20 protein-coding genes are annotated in these 18,487 nt (G+C 35.1%); 8 read left to right on the forward strand and 12 right to left on the reverse strand.

Going from position 1 to position 18,487, the window contains the following annotated elements:
• Positions 1 to 27: 27 nt before the first annotated feature.
• From DDD_RS01010 to tgt, 3 genes are read right to left on the reverse strand one after another with little or no spacing between them, the layout of a single operon-like run.
• The gene (locus DDD_RS01010) at positions 28 to 927 is read right to left on the reverse strand and encodes a DMT family transporter (protein WP_015360840.1); all 900 of its coding nucleotides are present in this window, start codon (positions 925 to 927) and stop codon (positions 28 to 30) included.
• Positions 914 to 1,984 (reverse strand): LptF/LptG family permease, encoded by a 1,071-nt coding sequence (locus DDD_RS01015; RefSeq protein ID WP_015360841.1) that lies wholly within the window; start codon positions 1,982 to 1,984, stop codon positions 914 to 916. Before DDD_RS01015 ends, DDD_RS01010 begins: the two co-directional genes overlap by 14 nt.
• Complete coding sequence (tgt, locus tag DDD_RS01020) at positions 1,984 to 3,114, reverse strand: tRNA guanosine(34) transglycosylase Tgt (protein ID WP_015360843.1); 1,131 nt, start codon at positions 3,112 to 3,114, stop codon at positions 1,984 to 1,986. The genes DDD_RS01015 and tgt overlap by 1 nt, the downstream gene beginning before the upstream one ends.
• Here tgt and DDD_RS18310 point away from each other — a divergent pair.
• The 3 genes from DDD_RS18310 (at position 3,113) to DDD_RS01030 (ending at position 5,319) form a co-directional block, all read left to right on the forward strand.
• Complete coding sequence (locus tag DDD_RS18310; protein WP_015360842.1) at positions 3,113 to 3,241, forward strand: hypothetical protein; 129 nt, start codon at positions 3,113 to 3,115, stop codon at positions 3,239 to 3,241. The genes tgt and DDD_RS18310 overlap by 2 nt on opposite strands.
• 246 nt (positions 3,242 to 3,487) lie before the next feature.
• Positions 3,488 to 4,333, forward strand: coding sequence for a transketolase (locus DDD_RS01025; RefSeq protein ID WP_015360844.1), 846 nt, complete (start codon positions 3,488 to 3,490; stop codon positions 4,331 to 4,333).
• 32 nt (positions 4,334 to 4,365) lie between these two features.
• Complete coding sequence (locus DDD_RS01030; RefSeq protein ID WP_015360845.1) at positions 4,366 to 5,319, forward strand: transketolase family protein; 954 nt, start codon at positions 4,366 to 4,368, stop codon at positions 5,317 to 5,319.
• 176 nt (positions 5,320 to 5,495) lie between these two features.
• On the opposite strand, the gene DDD_RS01035 is transcribed toward DDD_RS01030, so the two are convergent.
• Positions 5,496 to 6,146, reverse strand: a complete 651-nt coding sequence (locus tag DDD_RS01035; RefSeq protein WP_015360846.1) for a hypothetical protein — start codon at positions 6,144 to 6,146, stop codon at positions 5,496 to 5,498.
• 274 nt (positions 6,147 to 6,420) lie between these two features.
• Here DDD_RS01035 and DDD_RS01040 point away from each other — a divergent pair, with 274 nt between their 5' ends.
• On the forward strand, positions 6,421 to 6,888 hold the full coding sequence (locus DDD_RS01040) for a hypothetical protein (RefSeq protein WP_015360848.1): 468 nt from the start codon (positions 6,421 to 6,423) through the stop codon (positions 6,886 to 6,888).
• 18 nt (positions 6,889 to 6,906) lie between these two features.
• Here the strand turns inward: DDD_RS01040 and DDD_RS01045 are convergent, their stop codons facing one another.
• Positions 6,907 to 7,572: a class I SAM-dependent methyltransferase gene (locus DDD_RS01045; protein ID WP_015360849.1), complete on the reverse strand. Its 666-nt coding sequence runs from the start codon at positions 7,570 to 7,572 to the stop codon at positions 6,907 to 6,909.
• A gap of 196 nt (positions 7,573 to 7,768) precedes the next feature.
• On the opposite strand from DDD_RS01045, the gene DDD_RS01050 reads away from it, so the two are divergent.
• Positions 7,769 to 8,401, forward strand: coding sequence for an acyloxyacyl hydrolase (locus DDD_RS01050; protein WP_015360850.1), 633 nt, complete (start codon positions 7,769 to 7,771; stop codon positions 8,399 to 8,401).
• A 63-nt stretch (positions 8,402 to 8,464) separates the two neighbouring features.
• Positions 8,465 to 9,460 (forward strand): DUF6588 family protein, encoded by a 996-nt coding sequence (locus DDD_RS01055; protein ID WP_015360851.1) that lies wholly within the window; start codon positions 8,465 to 8,467, stop codon positions 9,458 to 9,460.
• Between the two features lie 185 nt (positions 9,461 to 9,645).
• Here the strand turns inward: DDD_RS01055 and DDD_RS01060 are convergent, their stop codons facing one another.
• The 5 genes from DDD_RS01060 to thrS form a co-directional block, all read right to left on the reverse strand.
• Positions 9,646 to 11,100, reverse strand: a complete 1,455-nt coding sequence (locus DDD_RS01060; protein ID WP_015360852.1) for a vWA domain-containing protein — start codon at positions 11,098 to 11,100, stop codon at positions 9,646 to 9,648.
• A 129-nt stretch (positions 11,101 to 11,229) separates the two neighbouring features.
• Complete coding sequence (gene rplT / locus DDD_RS01065) at positions 11,230 to 11,574, reverse strand: 50S ribosomal protein L20 (protein WP_015360853.1); 345 nt, start codon at positions 11,572 to 11,574, stop codon at positions 11,230 to 11,232.
• A 106-nt stretch (positions 11,575 to 11,680) separates the two neighbouring features.
• Complete coding sequence (gene rpmI / locus DDD_RS01070; RefSeq protein ID WP_041566826.1) at positions 11,681 to 11,878, reverse strand: 50S ribosomal protein L35; 198 nt, start codon at positions 11,876 to 11,878, stop codon at positions 11,681 to 11,683.
• A gap of 196 nt (positions 11,879 to 12,074) precedes the next feature.
• Positions 12,075 to 12,584 carry a translation initiation factor IF-3 gene (gene infC / locus DDD_RS01075; RefSeq protein WP_083892360.1) on the reverse strand — a complete coding sequence of 170 codons (510 nt, stop codon included), beginning with the start codon at positions 12,582 to 12,584 and terminating at the stop codon, positions 12,075 to 12,077.
• A gap of 58 nt (positions 12,585 to 12,642) precedes the next feature.
• Positions 12,643 to 14,589 (reverse strand): threonine--tRNA ligase, encoded by a 1,947-nt coding sequence (thrS, locus tag DDD_RS01080; RefSeq protein ID WP_015360856.1) that lies wholly within the window; start codon positions 14,587 to 14,589, stop codon positions 12,643 to 12,645.
• Positions 14,590 to 14,850: 261 nt separating this feature from the next.
• Between thrS and DDD_RS01085 the strand changes: the two genes are divergently transcribed.
• Both DDD_RS01085 and DDD_RS01090 read left to right on the forward strand, forming a co-directional pair.
• Positions 14,851 to 15,267, forward strand: a complete 417-nt coding sequence (locus DDD_RS01085) for a hypothetical protein (RefSeq protein ID WP_015360858.1) — start codon at positions 14,851 to 14,853, stop codon at positions 15,265 to 15,267.
• A gap of 189 nt (positions 15,268 to 15,456) precedes the next feature.
• A complete protein-coding gene (locus DDD_RS01090) occupies positions 15,457 to 16,734 on the forward strand; it encodes a DEAD/DEAH box helicase (protein WP_015360859.1) in 1,278 nt (425 codons plus the stop codon).
• 547 nt (positions 16,735 to 17,281) lie between these two features.
• On the opposite strand, the gene DDD_RS01095 is transcribed toward DDD_RS01090, so the two are convergent.
• Together DDD_RS01095 and DDD_RS01100 are read right to left on the reverse strand one after the other, a co-directional pair.
• A complete protein-coding gene (locus DDD_RS01095; RefSeq protein WP_015360861.1) occupies positions 17,282 to 17,893 on the reverse strand; it encodes a GNAT family N-acetyltransferase in 612 nt (203 codons plus the stop codon).
• Entirely contained in the window at positions 17,893 to 18,444 is a 552-nt protein-coding gene (locus tag DDD_RS01100; RefSeq protein ID WP_015360862.1) for a hypothetical protein, read from the reverse strand. Before DDD_RS01100 ends, DDD_RS01095 begins: the two co-directional genes overlap by 1 nt.
• Positions 18,445 to 18,487 lie beyond the last annotated feature (43 nt).

Here is an 18,487-nt window from a genome sequence, read left to right on the forward strand (position 1 = left end):
CAACTGAGACTGAGACCCTAACTGAGACTACTTCTTAGAAAATCGCGTTTTTAAAATCCCATTTGCCATGATAACTATCAAAATTAAAATAGCTCCAAAATAAAAATCTGGCGTCATCTCTTCAGAATCGCCTAAGATTAGAAAAGCAAGAAAAATACCATAAACAGGCTCTAAATTTATAGTAAGCATTACGGTATAAGCACTCAAAAATTTCATGACTTTTACACTTGCAATAAAGGCATAAGCGGTACAAACCGATGCCAAAATCCCTATCCATAACCAGTCCATAGAAGTTAATTGAGATGGCATTACAAAATCAACAGGTAGAAAAATGAAGAATAGTGATAGTAAAGCTACACCGCTCAATAATTCATAAAAAGAAATTAACGATGGCGGATTCTCCTTAGCCCATCTCACATTCATGATGGAAAAGATGGCGCTTAATAATGCACTTACGAGTCCTAATATCATTCCGGTAACGTACTCAGTTTCTACTTTAAAAATGTAGTATAAAGCTGCGATTATAATTGCACCGAAGAGCAACTCATACCACACAAATTTCTTAGAAGTAAACAATGGCTCCAGCAAAGCGGTAAAAAAAGCGCCCATACTCATCATTGCTAATGTGACTGAAACGTTAGATTCTTTTATAGCTCCAAAAAAGGTTACCCAATGCAATGCAATCACAACTCCAGCAAGTAAGAAGCCTAGAATACGCTTTCGCGAAAGCGCATCTCTACCATACAACTGCAACGGAATTTTCTTCCATTTCATATAAATAAATATGAGAACGACGGCTATACCCATGCGCCACCATACTAACGGAATAGAATCAATACTGATTAACGCACCTAAAACGGCAGTAAAACCCCATATAAATACAATAAAATGTAAATGAAGGTAATTAAGTAGCTTATCGTCTTGCATTTCTCAAAAGGAAAATAGCCACTACAGCAAAGAAAATATTAGGAAACCAAACTGCAATCCAAGGATTAAAAGTACTTTTCTCTGCAATCGTACCAAAGACTTTATCAAGAAAAACATAAGTCATCGCGATCACGATACCTATGGCGAGATTCATTCCCATACCACCACGTTTTTTTACTGAGGATACTGCAACAGCTATTAGCGTAAAAATAAATGCGCTTACTGGTATAGAGGTACGTTTGTATTTTTCTACGTAATAAATATTCATGTTTGCGTTACCTCTCTTCTCTTCTAACTCAATAAAATCGTTTAGTTCTGAAAACTGAAGTGTTTCCGCTATGTATTCTGATGGAGTAAGCTCGTCAATGTCAAAACTAAATAAGGTATCCTTTTTTTGTTCTTTTTCGATGATTTCTCCATCTTCAAGGATCGTACGCTTTTTATAACCACTTAATGCGTATGTAGAATCCTGAAACTTTATACGATTTGCATAAATCTTGTATTTCAATTCATTTTCTTCAAAATGCTCTAAAGTAAAATCAAAACCTGTCTGAGATGATTTTTGATAATTACTCACGTAGATGTAGTCGTTATCATTAATCTGCCTAAAGACGTTTGTTGTATTAACACCGCCGCCACGTTTGAAATATTTGTTTTGAAATTCATTAAAACCAGAAGAAGCATTAGGAACAAAAATCGCACTAAAAATTAAAGCTGCTATACATACTATCGTTGCTCCTATTATATAAGGACGCAAGAATCTATTAAAAGATACTCCAGAACTTAAAAAGGCTATCACCTCTGTATTCATCGCGAGCTTTGATGTAAAAAACATCGTAGAAATAAATAAAAACAGCGGAAATAAGAAGTTAGAAAAATACACTGTAAAATCAAGTAGGTAAAGAAATACCTCACCAGCAGGAACATCTTTTGAAATGATCTTACCTATTTTTTCGGCGATATGCACCGTTACCATAATAGGTAAAAATAAGGTGAGCAATAAAGCAAATGCACCTAGATATCGTTTTAATATGTATTTATCTAATATGCTTAACACTAGAGTCTGTTATCCATTTGTTTTACCATTTGATCTTTCCACGTTCTAAAATCTCCTGCGAGAATATGTTTACGTGCCTCTCTCATTAACCATAAATAAAACGAAAGATTGTGTATGGTACAAATTTGTCTACCTAGCATTTCATTTACCGTAAATAAATGACGTACATAAGCCTTAGTATAAGCGGTATCAACCCAAGCATAATTTGCTGGATCTAGTGGTGTAAAATCTTCAGCCCATTTAAGGTTTTTCATATTCATGGTACCATGAGCGGTAAAAATCATACCATTACGACCATTACGAGTAGGCATCACACAATCAAACATATCTACTCCTAAAGCGACATTTTCAAGTAGATTAATAGGAGTACCTACACCCATAAGATAACGTGGTTTTTCTTTAGGAAGAACTGCGGTTACCACTTCAGTCATCGCATACATCTCTTCGGCAGGTTCTCCTACAGATAGTCCACCTATTGCGTTACCGAATTGATCTGTCGCAGCAATTGCTTCAGCACTTTGCTTTCTAAGGTCTTTATAAGTACTTCCTTGAACAATAGGAAAAAGTGTTTGTTTATGCCCGTATAAATCTGGAGTATTGTCAAAATGAGTGATACATCTCTTCAACCATCGATGTGTCATATGCATACTACGGCGAGCATAATTGTAATCACATGGATATGGTGTACATTCATCAAAAGCCATGATGATATCTGCACCTATACTGCGCTGTATATCCATCGCACGCTCTGGTGTAAAAGTATGGTAAGAGCCATCTATGTGTGATTTAAATTTCACACCTTCTTCTTTTATTTTCCTATTAGAACTTAAAGAATATACTTGGTAACCACCAGAATCGGTAAGAATCGGTCTATCCCAATTCATAAATTTGTGTAGGCCACCAGCTTTTTCTAGAATATCAGTTCCTGGTCTCAAGTATAAATGGTAGGTATTCCCTAAAATTATATCAGGATTAACTTCTTCTTCTAGTTCGCGTTGATGAACTCCTTTAACAGTACCTATTGTACCAACTGGCATAAAAATAGGCGTCTCAATTTTACCATGGTCAGTATGGATAACTCCAGCTCTTGCCTGACTCTGTGGATCGTTTTGTAATAAATCAAATTTCATGGACGGCAAAGATACTTATATGAACTTGAAATTGAAGTCGATTTTGAATTTGAAAGTATTCGAAGTTAGCAGTTCAGAGTTTTTAAAGTTTACCGCTTTCGCGAAAGCGAGATCAAAACAGTCTTAGTTGAAATAGTCATCCCAAAAAAATTGGCTCTAAAAAACTTTACGCAAATCGAAAAGATGTTTCTAAATTTATCAGGGATCGGTTGATACTTTCTCAAAATTATTTTTTTATCCTTTTGATTTTGATTTTGTTTTTTAAATGTATTGTTCACAAAAACATAGGATATCGTTAATAACTGACTGAGATAATTATTTAATGAGTTATTCAATAAGAGTATTTTTGAAAAGATCATTAAAAAACCCTAAAATGGCTGATACACAGCACTTAAAAGATTTAGTAACGCAAGTAAGACGTGATATCGTTAGACAAGTTCACGCAGTAAGCAGTGGCCATCCTGGTGGATCACTAGGTTGCACAGAATTTCTAGTAACCTTATACAATGAGGTTATGGATCATGATCCATCCTTTCAAATGGACGGTGTAAATGAAGATTTATTCTTCCTTTCTAACGGTCATATTTCTCCAGTTTTCTATAGTGTTCTTGCAAGAGCAGGATATTTTCCTGTAGAAGAATTGAGTACTTTTAGAAAATTGAATACTAGACTTCAAGGTCACCCTACCACTCATGAAGGTTTACCTGGAGTGCGTATTGCAAGTGGTTCTTTAGGTCAAGGAATGAGCGTTGCTATAGGTGCCGCAGCTGTTAAGAAATTAAACGGCGATGATAAAATGGTATATACACTTCATGGTGATGGTGAACTTCAAGAAGGTCAAATCTGGGAAGCTGCGATGTATGCTGCTGCAAATAAAGTAGATAACCTAATTGCAACAGTAGATGTGAATGGCCAGCAAATCGACGGAAGTACAGATCAAGTTCTTGCTTTAGGAGATTTAAGTAATAAGTTCACGGCTTTTGGTTGGGATGTGGTTACCATTGAAAAAGGGAATGATGTAGATGCCATTCTTGATGGAATTAACAAAGCAAAATCCTTAAGCGGTAAAGGAAAACCTGTTTGTATCCTTCTTCATACTGAAATGGGTAATGGGGTAGATTTTATGATGGGATCTCACGCCTGGCATGGAATCGCTCCTAACGACGAGCAACTCGCTGAGGCATTGAGCCAAAATCCAGAAACTTTAGGAGACTATTAATTAAAACAACATCTGCCCAGCAGATTTTAGATATGAAAATTTACGAAAACACAGGAAATAAAGACACGAGATCAGGTTTTGGTGATGGCTTAACTGAACTAGGTCAAACTAATAAAGATGTTGTAGCACTTTGTGCAGATCTTACTGGCTCGCTTAAAATGAATGCTTTTGCAAACAATCATCCAGATCGTTTCTTTCAAGTAGGGATTGCCGAAGCAAACATGATGGGAATGGCAGCAGGAATGACCATAGGAGGAAAAATTCCTTTTACGGGAACTTTTGCAAACTTTTCTACAGGGCGTGTTTATGACCAGATAAGACAAAGTATCGCTTACTCAGACAAGAATGTAAAAATATGTGCTTCTCACTCTGGATTAACTCTAGGTGAAGATGGTGCAACACACCAGATTCTTGAAGATATAGGGTTAATGAAAATGTTACCTGGAATGACTGTAATCAACACTTGTGATTACAATCAGACTAAAGCAGCAACACTAGCTATCGCAAAGCATCACGGACCAGTTTATTTAAGATTCGGACGTCCTAAAGTAGCTAATTTCACTCCAGAAAATGGAACTTTTGAAATAGGTAAAGCGGTACAACTTCAAGAAGGAACTGATGTTACCATCGTAGCAACAGGACATTTAGTTTGGGAAGCACTAGAAGCTGCCAAAACTCTTCATGAAAAAGGCATCAGTGCAGAGGTGATTAATATTCACACCATCAAACCTCTAGATGAGGAAGCGATCATTAAATCAGTTCAAAAAACTGGTTGCATCGTTACTGCTGAAGAGCATAATTATCTAGGCGGTTTAGGTGAAAGTGTGGCGAGAACTCTTTCTCTTCATCATCCTACTCCACAGGAGTTTGTTGCCACTAATGATACTTTTGGTGAAAGTGGTACTCCAGCACAGTTATTAGAAAAATACGGTCTTAATGCCGAAAACATAGCTCTTAAAGCTGAAAAAGTGATCAAAAGAAAATAATTGATCGCTTTTTATGATATTTAAGTCCTCATCGATTGATGAGGACTTTTTTATTTCATTTCAAAATGTCAAACTGAGCTTTTCGAAGTTCAAGTCTATTGGTTTCAAAACGATTTTGACAAGTTCCATGTATCAATTTTAGAGAGGACCAGTTTTCAGACATCTTTTTATACTTCTCAAAACCTATAAGACAACTTAGGCAACAAAGTAAACGAACTCAAATCTTTTGTTACTGCTCGTTCCATTTTAAAAGGTGTGTATTGCACATCAAATGAAAATTGGAACATTGAGTTATCCTTGAGCGTAACATCATAAGTTAATCCTGGTGCAACTAGAACTGAGTTGATACTATCGTAATCTAAGGCTTGTGCTCCACTACTTTCTACAGGATCCACAAAAATGGCCGCTATACCGAGTGAAATTCCTAGACCTAATCTTCCCTTAGGCTTTTGCACAACATACTTATTCAATTTAATGAAACCGTTAACGATTGAAGTCGCTTCAATGTCAAAGGTATTGCCATTATCTTGCAGAATAAAAAACCTACGCTGCTCTGGAACACCTAGTTGAACTCCAATTTCAAAAGAGCGATTTTTCTTAGATTCTGGTATCACAAAAGCGAGCTCAAATAATGGGGAGTTGTCAATAAAGTTTGATAAATCACCTTTAGGCAACCAGTAACCTATTCCTATTTTAACATATGGATTTTCAAAGGAGGAAGTTTGCGATGGAAGTGAATCCTTTTGATGTTTGCATGCAAAAAGATCCTGCGCGTTTAAAAAATTTAAAAAAAGTAGCGCAACGGTACTAACAAATAATTTTCTCATAATAATTTGATTTGATAATCCAAAACTATATGGAGAAACCTTTTATTCGTTTATAAAAATCAATCTTTGAATGGATTGATTTTTGTACAAATCACAAAATGAGAGGTATTTAAAGAGCAATTTTGTAAAAAGGTCAAATCACCTTTTAAATATTAATCTTTTGGTATCTAGCATTTTACACTTAATAATTAATTGTTTTGGTTCCGCTTTCGCGAAAGCGGAATTACTTCTAAGAATTTATCCTACTTTTATAATTACTATCTAATAAGACATTATGAATCAAAACAATCTGGATACCATTATAGGTTTTTTAAATGAAATAGGTATAGAGGTAAAGCAGACTAAATTATCAAAGGAGACTTTTCTTCCTGGGCTGAGTCTTTTAGGAAATCGTGTTTTAGTAGATCATGACCTTCTCAAATTTCCTGGAGACCTTCTTCATGAAGCTGGACACATTGCTGTGACTCAAGAAAGCGAGAGATCGCTCATCGGTTCAGAAAATATGAATGAAGAATGGCCTACAGATGCTGATGAAATAACAGCCATCTGTTGGTCTTATGCAGCATGCAAACATTTAAATTTAGATCTCAAAGTTGTTTTTCACCCTAATGGTTACAAAAAGCAATCACAATGGTTGATAGATCAATTTGAGAATAAAAATTATTTAGGATTGCCCATGTTAGAATGGATGAGCATGACTACCACGGCTCAGTTTCCAAAAATGACAAAGTGGCTGCGATAAATATATCATGCCTTTTTATCAAAACATTTCATATAACGCGGTAGAAATAATCCCTTTGTGATTTTTGAGTTGCGTTTGTTCTAGAATACTGGATTTTTTAACTTTTAAATTAAACGGCTCTGCCAAAAGATCGACACCACTTTTCTTCTTAATTCTAATGCCTTGTCCCGATATGATATCTAGATTAGGAACAAAAGCGCCTTCTGGTAAATGCTCTGTTAAAATAATATACCTATATGTAGGCAGTTTATTGACAATTTGCTTTATTTCATTATTAGATAAATGTTGCAATACTTGTCTTATGATGACGCAATCTGCTTTAGGAAGTTGATCCTTAGCAATATCTATACATTGAAAAGACAAATTAGCTTCTTTAAAATATTTTTTATTCCGCGATATGAGTTCTGGAACTATATCTACCGCAGTGTAAGATTTACATAAATCGACAAACTCTTTACCTATATTAAAATCTCCACAACCTAAATCGCAAATACTAATAGGCTCTTCAAAAGAATTTAAAAATTGAGATACACATTTTATATATGGTGCAATGATATAAGGATTATGAGAACCTTCTCCAGAATAAAATTCACCTCCATTTTCTCCCCATAAATTTAGTTCATAAACTTGTTGCATCGCATCACGAGTAGGCCAAGGTTTTTTATTCTTTTTAATTTTAATCATTCAAATGGATTACTCGGTATAAAAATAAACAGTTCAATTTTAATATTACAAAGGTTCTATTTCTACTTTACCGTCTACAAATTAAGCAGATATTTAATACAACTTGCAACTTTTACTTACTTTAGCCTCTTAAAATTATAATACTACAACAATCAGCCCTTTCATAAAATTAATCAGTTTGAACTATAGAAGCATAATGCTTTTGATAGTAAATATGGTTTGGTGTTCTAATTATTCTATAGCACAAGAATCTAATTCAAAAAATTTTATCTCTAGCATAGGCTTACATTTAGGCACTTCTTCTCAAGAAAGCTTTTTAGGAAATGATCCTGATTATTCTCACGATAACAAATTCATAAACATCCAGCTTACCCATGTAGTAAAAACTAGTGGCAACTGGAGTTTTGAACTACTGGCGCAGCCTACCTATTATCAGACCACACATCAATTGCTCAATCTCTTTTACATTAAACCAGAGGATTTTGATAATTTTGAAGAATTAAGGGAACGCTTTTTACAATCTAACGATTATGAGGAATTCACCTTACACTTAGGATTACAAGCTAGGTATAACCTTACTGATAGCTGGAGTCTATATGCTATAGGAGCCGTAGGTCCTCAAATCTCAACAGAAAGTACAGAGCGACTAAGACAAGGCTTTACATTTTCTGACGTAATCGGTTTAGGAACATCTTATCGTTTTAATAAATTACGTTGGGATTTTAGAGCAAGCTTGAGACATACGTCTAACGCACAACTTGCAAGTCCCAACTCAGGCCACAATAGCTTCTCTATAGAAACTGGTGTGTCGTTCTTACTTAATGAATAACTAAATGATTAAAAACTAACTATCAGTCCTTTAAGAATTGTACATTTAACACCAAACCACCATATGAAAACATACCTTACTTTCAGCTTATTTGTTTGTTTATTGCTCAGCATGAATGAATCAAAATCTCAAAATGATGTAGAGAATGTACTAACTGATATTCTTTTTATTCTTGATGGTTTCAATGAACCTGCGACCGAAGCTAGCGTCATGCAAACTGGTGCAGGATGGTTTCATACCGCAAAGTCGTTAGATAAATTTAAAGTAAATGTTTCTGTAGGAATCAGCGGCTTGCCTTTTTCTAGTAATAAAAAGAACTTTACGGTTAGAGACACTGACTTTCTTAATGTAGATATTAGAGAAGGTGACCAGGCTAGCATACCTACTACTTTAGGAGGAAGAGGTTTGGACTTTTTTGACTTTACAATTGAAGGTGAAACCTATGAATTTCAAGCTTTTTCTGGTTTGGATACCGATTTTTTTGCACTTCCTTACGTACAAGGTCAGATAGGCTTATGGAAAGAAACGGAAGCCACTATACGTTTAGTCCCACAAATAAAATTTGATAATTCTTATTATGCGGTATATGGATTAGGCCTCAAGCATAACTTATCACAGTATTTCTTTAAAGAAAATAGATCGGTTGAGATTGCATTTTACGCAAATTATAATCTGACTGATTTGAACCTCGATTATAATGAGCCATTAGACCTTGCGCCTACTGATGGAGGAGATAACCTTGCAACCATTACTGGTTCTTTAATTGATTTTCATTCCATCAATACAGGTATCGTGGTAAGTAAAGATTTTAACAAGTGGACTTTATCCAGTGCTGTGAATTATAATAGCAGCTGGGTAGATTATAGTCTTGTAGGAGAACGCAGCTTGTTTTTTGACCTTTTCAACGATGTACTCACCACTTTAAGTGAGACTAGGAATTCTTTTAAAGTAGACCTAGGTGCCGCTTATCAATGGACTCCTAAGTGGAATCTCAACACACAAATAAGTGCTGGACAGTTCGTGAACCTTAATATAAGTGGTATTTATAACATCAATTAATAAAGCTTGTGTAAAGTTGTTTTTAATTCTGCTTTCGCGAAAGCGGGATCTTAATCCAACTCAGCATTTAAATTAATTTTTGAGATAGAAATTTACCATTGCGGTGTTTCTAAAACTAAGAGCTCAAAAGCCTTAATCGTTAAATGATTAAGGCTTTATAAATGTATTAAATAAAAACAACTGGTCTAAAAACCACTAGCTAATTGTACTAATTGTTCTAGTTCTGATTTATAACCATGAGGATCATTCATGGAAGCTTGCTGAAGTAAAGAACTACTCATCAAATAAGTTGCGTTACCCCTATATTGTGAATCTCTCATAACCAATGTAAATGCTGCAATTCCAGCACTAAATCGATGCGCGTCTGTTCCTAAATCAAAAGAAAGGTTCTCGTCTATAATTTCATGGATAAGCAAATTGCTGCTTGTTCCTGTAGCTTCTTTATACCTCGCATTAACCTTAAGACTAGGCAATGCCTGGTTACTCGCTGTGGAAGAAGGTACTATTTCATAAAGAGCGGTTATGGACTGACCTCTTCCTATTTCGCCAGCATCCTCTGTATCGTCATTAAAATCTTCAGTACCTAGTATTCTATTCTCATAACCTATTAATCGATAAGACTCTACCTCATCTGGGCTAAATTCGATTTGGATTTTTACATCTTTTGCTGCTGTATAGAATTTATTGCGTTCATGAATAAAGACTTTTTCTAGTTGCGCTACCTTATCGATGTATTCATAAGTACCATTTCCTTTATTTGCAATTTGTTCTAAAGTTCCTTCATTTAGATTTCCGTAGCCTACACCTAAAACAGTTAAATAAACGCCACTTTCTCGCTTATCTTCTATTAATGATATCAAGGAATCTTGATCGCTTATTCCTATATTAAAGTCACCGTCAGTTCCTAGAATAATACGATTGTTCCCATTTGGAATAAAATTGTTTTGCGCTATTTCATAAGCTGTAATGATTCCGCTAGCTCCTGCTGTTCCACCACCAGAACCTAGATATTGTATGGCATTTTTTATAGTAGTATGTTGGTCACCAGAAACACCAGATAAAACAACACTATTACTTCCTGCATAGGTAACAATTGAAATCCTATCATTTGCTGTTAATTGATCGGTAAGCAATTCAAATCCTTGTTTGAGAATATCTAATTTATTAACACTAGACATACTTCCCGAAACGTCTATCAAAAAAACATAATTTGTAGCTGGTGCATTATCTAAATCTATATCACGTCCTTTTACACCTATTCTAGCTAATCTATGATCTGTATTCCATGGACAAGAGGTGACCTCACCGTTTAATGTAATAGGTCTCGTAGAAGAGTCATCATCATATTGCATATCAAAATAATTGATGAATTCTTCGATTCTTATAGCATTTGCAATAGGGATTCTATTCTCCGTTTGGAGAATCCTTCTACTGTTAGCATAAGATCCGCCGTCTGCATCAATAGAAAAAGTAGAGATAGCTTCTTCTGAAGTTAAAATAAATGGATTCTCTCCTGTATCATTATATTGATTCCCTTGAAATTCGTTGTCAAAACCTGCGTTTAAAGAACTCATTGTCCCATCTGTATCACAAGAAAGAAAAACAGCTGTAATAAATACAATAAATATTGATTTTTTCATGATTGTCTTTATTAATAGATGCTATTCTATTGAAAAGGTTGCGTGATGAGATTGGACAAAATCAGAAATAAAAAAATCCCCATCATTACTGATGAGGATTTTTAATTTGCGAGAGGTTTTTACACCAAATTATTTTACTTTGTTTACTACTGCTTCAAAAGCTTCTGGGTGATTCATTGCAAGATCTGCAAGAACTTTACGATTTAACTCGATGTTGTTCTTCTTCACTGCTCCCATAAACTGTGAGTAGCTCATTCCATGCATACGAGCACCAGCGTTGATACGCGTGATCCATAATCTACGGAATGTTCTTTTCTTGTTTCTTCTATCACGGTAAGAGTAAGACATTGCTTTCTCTACTGCGTTCTTTGCTACTGTCCATACGTTTTTACGACGTCCGAAGTAACCTTTTGCCTGCTTGAGGACTTTTTTTCTGCGAGCTCTACGAGCTACGGCGTTTACTGATCTAGGCATAATTTTAATTTTTTAACAGCAGGCGATCCATTTCTAGATACTTTTATTGTGCGCTACTATTGGGTTATTGTGATAATTAATAAACCATCAAGGTTTACAAGTTTCCTTATTTAAGGTTTAACTGTAACTTGATATTAGGCTCGTCTGCTTTGTGCACTAATGTAGAGTGCGTTAAAGCAAGCTTACGTTTCTTACTTTTCTTAGTCAGGATGTGACTTTTAAAAGCGTGTTTTCTTTTGATCTTTCCAGAGCCAGTAAGCTTAAAACGCTTCTTAGCACTAGATTTTGTTTTCATCTTAGGCATAATTTCCTTTTTTAAATTCTCGCAACCTCAATTTAACTGATCTAACAACCTCAAAACAAAAAGATTATAAATTTGATAATCAAAATTAAATCCATTTAAATCAAGACATAAAAAAACAGTCCTCAATTGAGGACTGCAAAAGTAATTTTTTTCTCTGTAAAGACCTCACATTAATTGTGAAATCTCAAGAAATTATTTATTTTTTCTTTGGAGCGATAAACATATTCATACGCTTACCTTCCATTTTAGGCATTTGTTCTACTTTACCTAGTTCTTCTAAATCTTGTGCTAATCTTAAAAGTAAAATCTCACCTTGATCTTTATAAATTATAGAACGTCCTTTGAAGAAAACGTATGCTTTTAATTTAGCTCCTTCTTTAAGAAACTTTTCAGCGTGCTTTCTTTTAAATTCATAATCATGGTCGTCTGTGTTAGGACCAAAACGAATTTCCTTGATTACTACCTTACTAGCATTTTGCTTGATAGCTTTCTCGCGCTTCTTTTGCTCATAGACAAACTTTTTGTAGTCCATGATTTTTGCTACAGGTGGATCTGCATTAGGAGAGATCTCGACTAAGTCCAGTTCTTTCTCTTGTGCTTCTTTTAAGGCATCTCTAGTATCCATGATACGAGGTTCTCCTTCACCTACTAATCGTAATTTTCTCGCACGAATCTTTTCATTGATTGCGTGCTTGTCTTCTTTGATAATTCGAGCCGGACCACGGCTTCTGCGTCTACGTATTGCTATGACTTTATAATTTTAATTAAACTTCAAATGTTTTTATAGTTTCAGAGATTTCTTTTTTCACTAATTCAGTAAAAGATGTTACTGTCATAGCTCCTAAATCTTCTCCACCATGCTTTCTTACAGAAATAGTGCCATCTTTTTCTTCCTGCTCACCTACGATAAGCATATAGGGCAATTTATTCATCTCTGCCTCACGGATTTTCTTACCCATGGTTTCAGCACGATTATCAACTGTAGTGCGAATTTCGTTAATTTCTAGGGAATTTGCTACCTCTTTAGCATAATTTTCATATTTCTCACTGAGTGACAGTATGGTACATTGCTCTGGCATCAACCATAGCGGGAAATTACCGCCAGTATGCTCCAATAAAATAGCTATAAATCTTTCCATAGATCCAAATGGCGCTCTGTGAATCATGACAGGTCTATGCGACTCATTGTCAGCTCCTTTATACCATAAATCAAAACGTTCTGGTAAATTGTAATCTACTTGTATGGTTCCTAACTGCCAGCTTCTACCTAATGCATCCTTCACCATAAAGTCTAATTTAGGACCATAAAAGGCAGCTTCACCTTCTTCAATCACATAATTAAGACCTTTATCTTTTGCTGCACTGATGATCGCATTTTCTGCTATTTCCCAGTTTGCAGTGTCACCTATATACTTTTCTGGTTTCTTAGGATCGCGTATGCTTACCTGAGCTGTAAAATTCTCAAAACCTAAAGAACCAAATACATAAAGAACCAGATCTATAACTGCTTTGAACTCAGCATCGAGCTGCTCTGGCATACAAAAAATGTGCGCATCATCTTGAGTAAATCCTCTTACACGAGTTAAACCGTGCAACTCACCGCTTTGTTCATAACGATAAACCGTACCGAACTCAGCAAATCGTTTTGGTAGATCTCTATAAGACCATTGCGCACTTTTATATATCTCGCAGTGATGCGGACAGTTCATAGGTTTTAATAAAAACTCTTCATCTTCATTAGGAGTTTTTATCGGCTGGAAAGAGTCTGCTCCATACTTCTCGTAGTGACCAGAAGTTACATATAATTCTTTAGAACCTATGTGTGGACTCACCACCATTTCATAACCTGCCTTCTTCTGTGCTTTTTTAAGAAAATCTTCTAATCGCTCTCTTAATGCAGCTCCTTTAGGCAACCACAATGGTAAACCTTGACCTACACGTTGAGAAAAAGTAAATAATTGTAATTCTTTACCTAATTTTCTATGATCACGCTTTTTAGCTTCTTCTAGTAACTCTAAGTATTCTTTTAAGTCCTTTTGTTTAGGAAAGGACGTTCCATACATACGAGTCAACTGCGGATTGTTTTCATCACCACGCCAGTAAGCGCCAGCGATACTCATAATCTTTACCGCTTTTATAATTCCTGTATTGGGAACGTGTCCACCTCTACACAAATCTGTAAACGTATCGTGATCACAAAAAGTAATCTCTCCATCAGTCAAGTTTTCTATAAGCTCAACTTTGTACGGATTATTCTGATCTTTATAGAATTTTAAAGCATCGGCTTTAGAAACACTACGCATCTTAAACTCATGTTTACCACGAGCAATTTCTAACATGCGAGCTTCTATTTTAGGAATATCATTTTCTGATATAGCGTGTTCTTTGAAATCAATATCGTAATAAAAACCATTATCGATTGCTGGTCCTATTGTTAGGCTTACTCCAGGATATAACTCTTCAATAGCTTGCGCCATTATGTGAGAAGTAGAATGCCAAAACGCTTCTTTTCCCTCGGGATTACTGAAGGTAAATAGAACTAAGCTACCATCTTCAGTAAGTGGGGTTTTAGTCTCTACTTTAGTGCCGTTAAAACTAGCACTTATTACGTTGCGAGCAAGTCCTTGTGAGATGCTCATTGCGACATCCATAGGTGTCGTGCCGCTTTCCATTTCTTTAATACTGCCGTCTGGCAAAGTAATATTAATCATAACTACAAAATATGAACGGTAAAGGTAATGTCTTTATAGAAAAGCACAATTGAAATAAGAAACAGATTTTTGATAATTTTTGTTTTGAGTTTTGCCGTGTTTCCTTTCATTAATCCTGATAAGTTCAAAAACCTTTGTCATACCTCTGTCACTTGGAAACAGGTTCAAACATCATGTTTTTTCAAGTATAAATGTGAACTACCTTCAAGTTTCAAAATAAAAACTGGAACGCGGTTTGATAGGTCTATAAAAACATTGGTTATGAAAAAACTACTACTTCTAGCATTTACGTCTTTATTATTAGTGAGCTGTGATCCTTGGACAGACTGTATTATTGATAATAGACCTCAATTAAATCAGCGTGTATTTACTACGGGCTTCACAAATTCTTACTATGAAGACAGCCTGAATGCCGAAATTAATAACGATCCTCGAGATAACAATTATTACTATTATTTTTCTGTAAGAGGATTGCCGCGAGGCATGGATTATGAGTCTTACGGTCGTGAGCTGATTATTTTTGGAACACCTCAACAGGCTGGTCGCTATAATTTAGAAGTATTTCTAACCGTAGAACCTGTTATTTTAGAGTTTAATGATGGTGACGGTGCTTTTGAAGATGGCGATTCACTTTGTGAAGACAGTACTAGCAGAGTCTACTCATTAACCATTCAATAGTTTTAAACTGTGTAATTTGATGGTTGTGATCCCGCTTTCGCGAAAGCGGACTAAACAACAGACTCAAAACCTATTTGATACTTAATAGAAGTCACAAATACCGTGTTATTATTTGATCAATAGTTAACTATATCATAGTTTTAATTAGGAACCATTGCAATAGCTTACCTTTGCAGCTTAATACAATACATGACATTTAAAGAATTAGGGTTAGTTGAACCCATCTTGCGAGCTTTGCAAGACCAAGGATATGAACGTCCTACACCTATTCAAGCACAAGCCATTCCAGTTTTATTAGAAGGAAAAGATTTACTAGGCTGTGCACAGACTGGAACAGGTAAAACTGCCGCATTTTCCATTCCCATCGTTCAAGATTTATACAATCGCACACCGCCTAAGGGTAAAAGACGCATCAAAACATTAGTGGTTACTCCTACCAGAGAACTGGCTATACAAATAGGTGAGAACTTTACCGCTTATACTAAGTATACCGATATTAAAAATACGGTCATCTTTGGTGGAGTGAAGCAAACTTCTCAAGTTTATGCTTTACATCAAGGAATAGACGTACTAGTTGCTACACCTGGAAGATTATTAGATTTAATCAACCAGCGCTACATAACACTTGATCATATTGAGCATTTTGTACTGGACGAAGCAGACCAAATGCTAGACATGGGTTTTATCCATGACATCAAGAAGTTATTAAAACTTTTACCTCAAAAGAGACAGTCATTGTTCTTTAGTGCAACCATGCCTAGTGCGATCGTAAAACTTTCTAATGAAATTTTAGGAAATCCGGCAAGAGTCACTATTGAACCAGAAAAAACTACTGCCGAAAAAGTAGAACAGCGCATTTACCATGTAAATAAAAAGAATAAGACCAAACTCTTGATCGATTTATTGAGCAATGAGCTCAATGACTCGACACTTGTTTTTTCTAGAACTAAACATGGAGCTAATAAAATAGTGAAGGATCTGGATAAAGCTGGTATTAAAAGTGCCGCTATACACGGTAATAAATCTCAAGCTGCAAGGCAAAGAGCTTTACAACAGTTTAAAGATGGAGATTTACAAGCACTTATCGCAACAGATATTGCTGCTCGTGGAATCGATATTGATGAATTGAGCTACGTAGTTAACTATGACTTACCTAATGTACCAGAATCTTATGTACATAGAATAGGTAGAACTGGTAGAGCTGGCGCAAGCGGTCTTGCTGTTTCTTTCTGTATGCTAGAAGAACGTCCTTTCTTAAAAGACATTGAAAAACTGATCAGAACCTCTATTCCTACAGTAGATGATCATGATTTTGAATTTAAAATGGAAGACGCGGCAGAACCTAGTCTAAAAAAGCAAGGTGGTGGCCGTGGTCGCTCTCAGGGAAGAAATAACAATCGATCTAAAAGTAAAAGTTCCTCTTCAAAAAGTGGAGGCAATCGCAACCGCAGCCGAAACTCTAGGTAGATTCTACAACTAGAACAAAATTTAAAAGCTCTTTATGTAACGATAAAGAGCTTTTTTATTACTGGAAATCTAAAGAAGTTCTTAGAATAATTCTTAAACCGTAGCCCCATTGTCCTAGCGGACATCATGCATTCCTCTCGCAAAAAAGCTCGTCGGATGCAAGAAAGGGAAAATTGAAAAAGGTGGTAGAACCTTTCCAGTATTATTTACTAGGTCTAAAAATAATAATTTACCAAATTCCCAACATTAATAACATTTTAAAATGCAGGAACAATGTATCATCATAAAGGAATGGTATTTTATAAAGTAAGTGTTTAAACGAACCATCTTTGTACTCTAATTAAAACACTAAATAATATGAATACTCCAAACACCTCCATTTTTAATCTTATTGAAATTTTCACAACGGGAAAAAATAAAATCAAAGAAATGATTCAACCTAAGAAATATTGTGAAACACATCTTTTAGAAGATTACTATTGTGATCAAAGTCAAATCGGCAACTAGATTTTATTCTTATCCTTTGATAATAGATAACAATTGCATGCTAATTTAATCGCTTTTCAAAAAGACTGTTTAAGGAAAGTTTCATTTGCTTCTCTCCTACTTCGGTAAAACCTTGATCTAGATAATATTGGCATAGACCTAAATTTGCAGCATTACAATCTAGTCTTAGTAACCTAACATCGTTTTCTAAAGCTGATTTTTCAATTTGCTTAATGATATAGCTACCTATTTCAAGTCCTTTATATTGTGGATGAATTACCAAAGAATGAATGTAGTAAGCTAGCTCTTGTTGTTTGCCCCAGTATAATAGATCTTCCTCACAAAGTCGGTACATGCCTATTATCTCGTTATTGAAAATGATGAAATAGAATTCACCATTGATAAATCCTTCTCGCGCCCATTCCAGTCGTTCTTTAGGCGGATCAAGCCAATAATCCCATTGGTCAATACCGCGATCTTTTAAAGTTTGAGCGGCAGTTTTTAGTAAATGAAGAATTTGATTAAAGTCATTGCTGCCTGCTTTTTTGATAATGATCTGATGATGTTTAAATTTCATAACGTTTTGAAGGTATACTTTTGCGCTACGTATTTGCAACAAGGTCATTTGATAGCCTATTATTAAACTAACGATTAAGAATAACCACCAAAGCATTACAGATTATCTGAATTCCATTCTTCGTTCTTATCAAGAATTGCCAGTTTTGCTGCGACAGAAGAAGACCTCCAAAAATCTAATTGATTTTCAAATTGATAACCGCTAGTTCTAAAAGTCATTTTATAATTTTTACTGTAAATAATTAAATCCATAGGATCAATCCGGTAGAATCTATAAGGGAATAGGTAACGCGCATACCGCAATGACAAACCTATTTTATGAAAAACACCACCTAGTGAAAATGTACTTAAATGATTAATTTCATCTCCTTTTATCAACTGAATTTTTGAAATCTCGTTAAGTGGTAAAGCCACCATCATTTGCACATTTGAATTGTTAGACCTCAGCAAAATTCCGTTTACTCTATTTTCAAAGCTGCATTTAGAATTAATCGATAGCGTTTTTTCTGGATTTTTATAATTAATAAAGGATTTTAAAAATAGTCCAGAAGAACCAGAGGCTTTCATTTTTCTTAAATTAAAAGGAATAGCACTTCCTACAACTTTGCGCAGTTCATGTTCTTGAGCTTCTCGTGCGTTTAAAATCAACTTTGCTTTTTATATAACACTCTAATAACTCAAATATAAGAGA

This window comes from Nonlabens dokdonensis DSW-6, assembly GCF_000332115.1.
Taxonomy (GTDB): Bacteria; Bacteroidota; Bacteroidia; order Flavobacteriales; family Flavobacteriaceae; genus Nonlabens; species Nonlabens dokdonensis.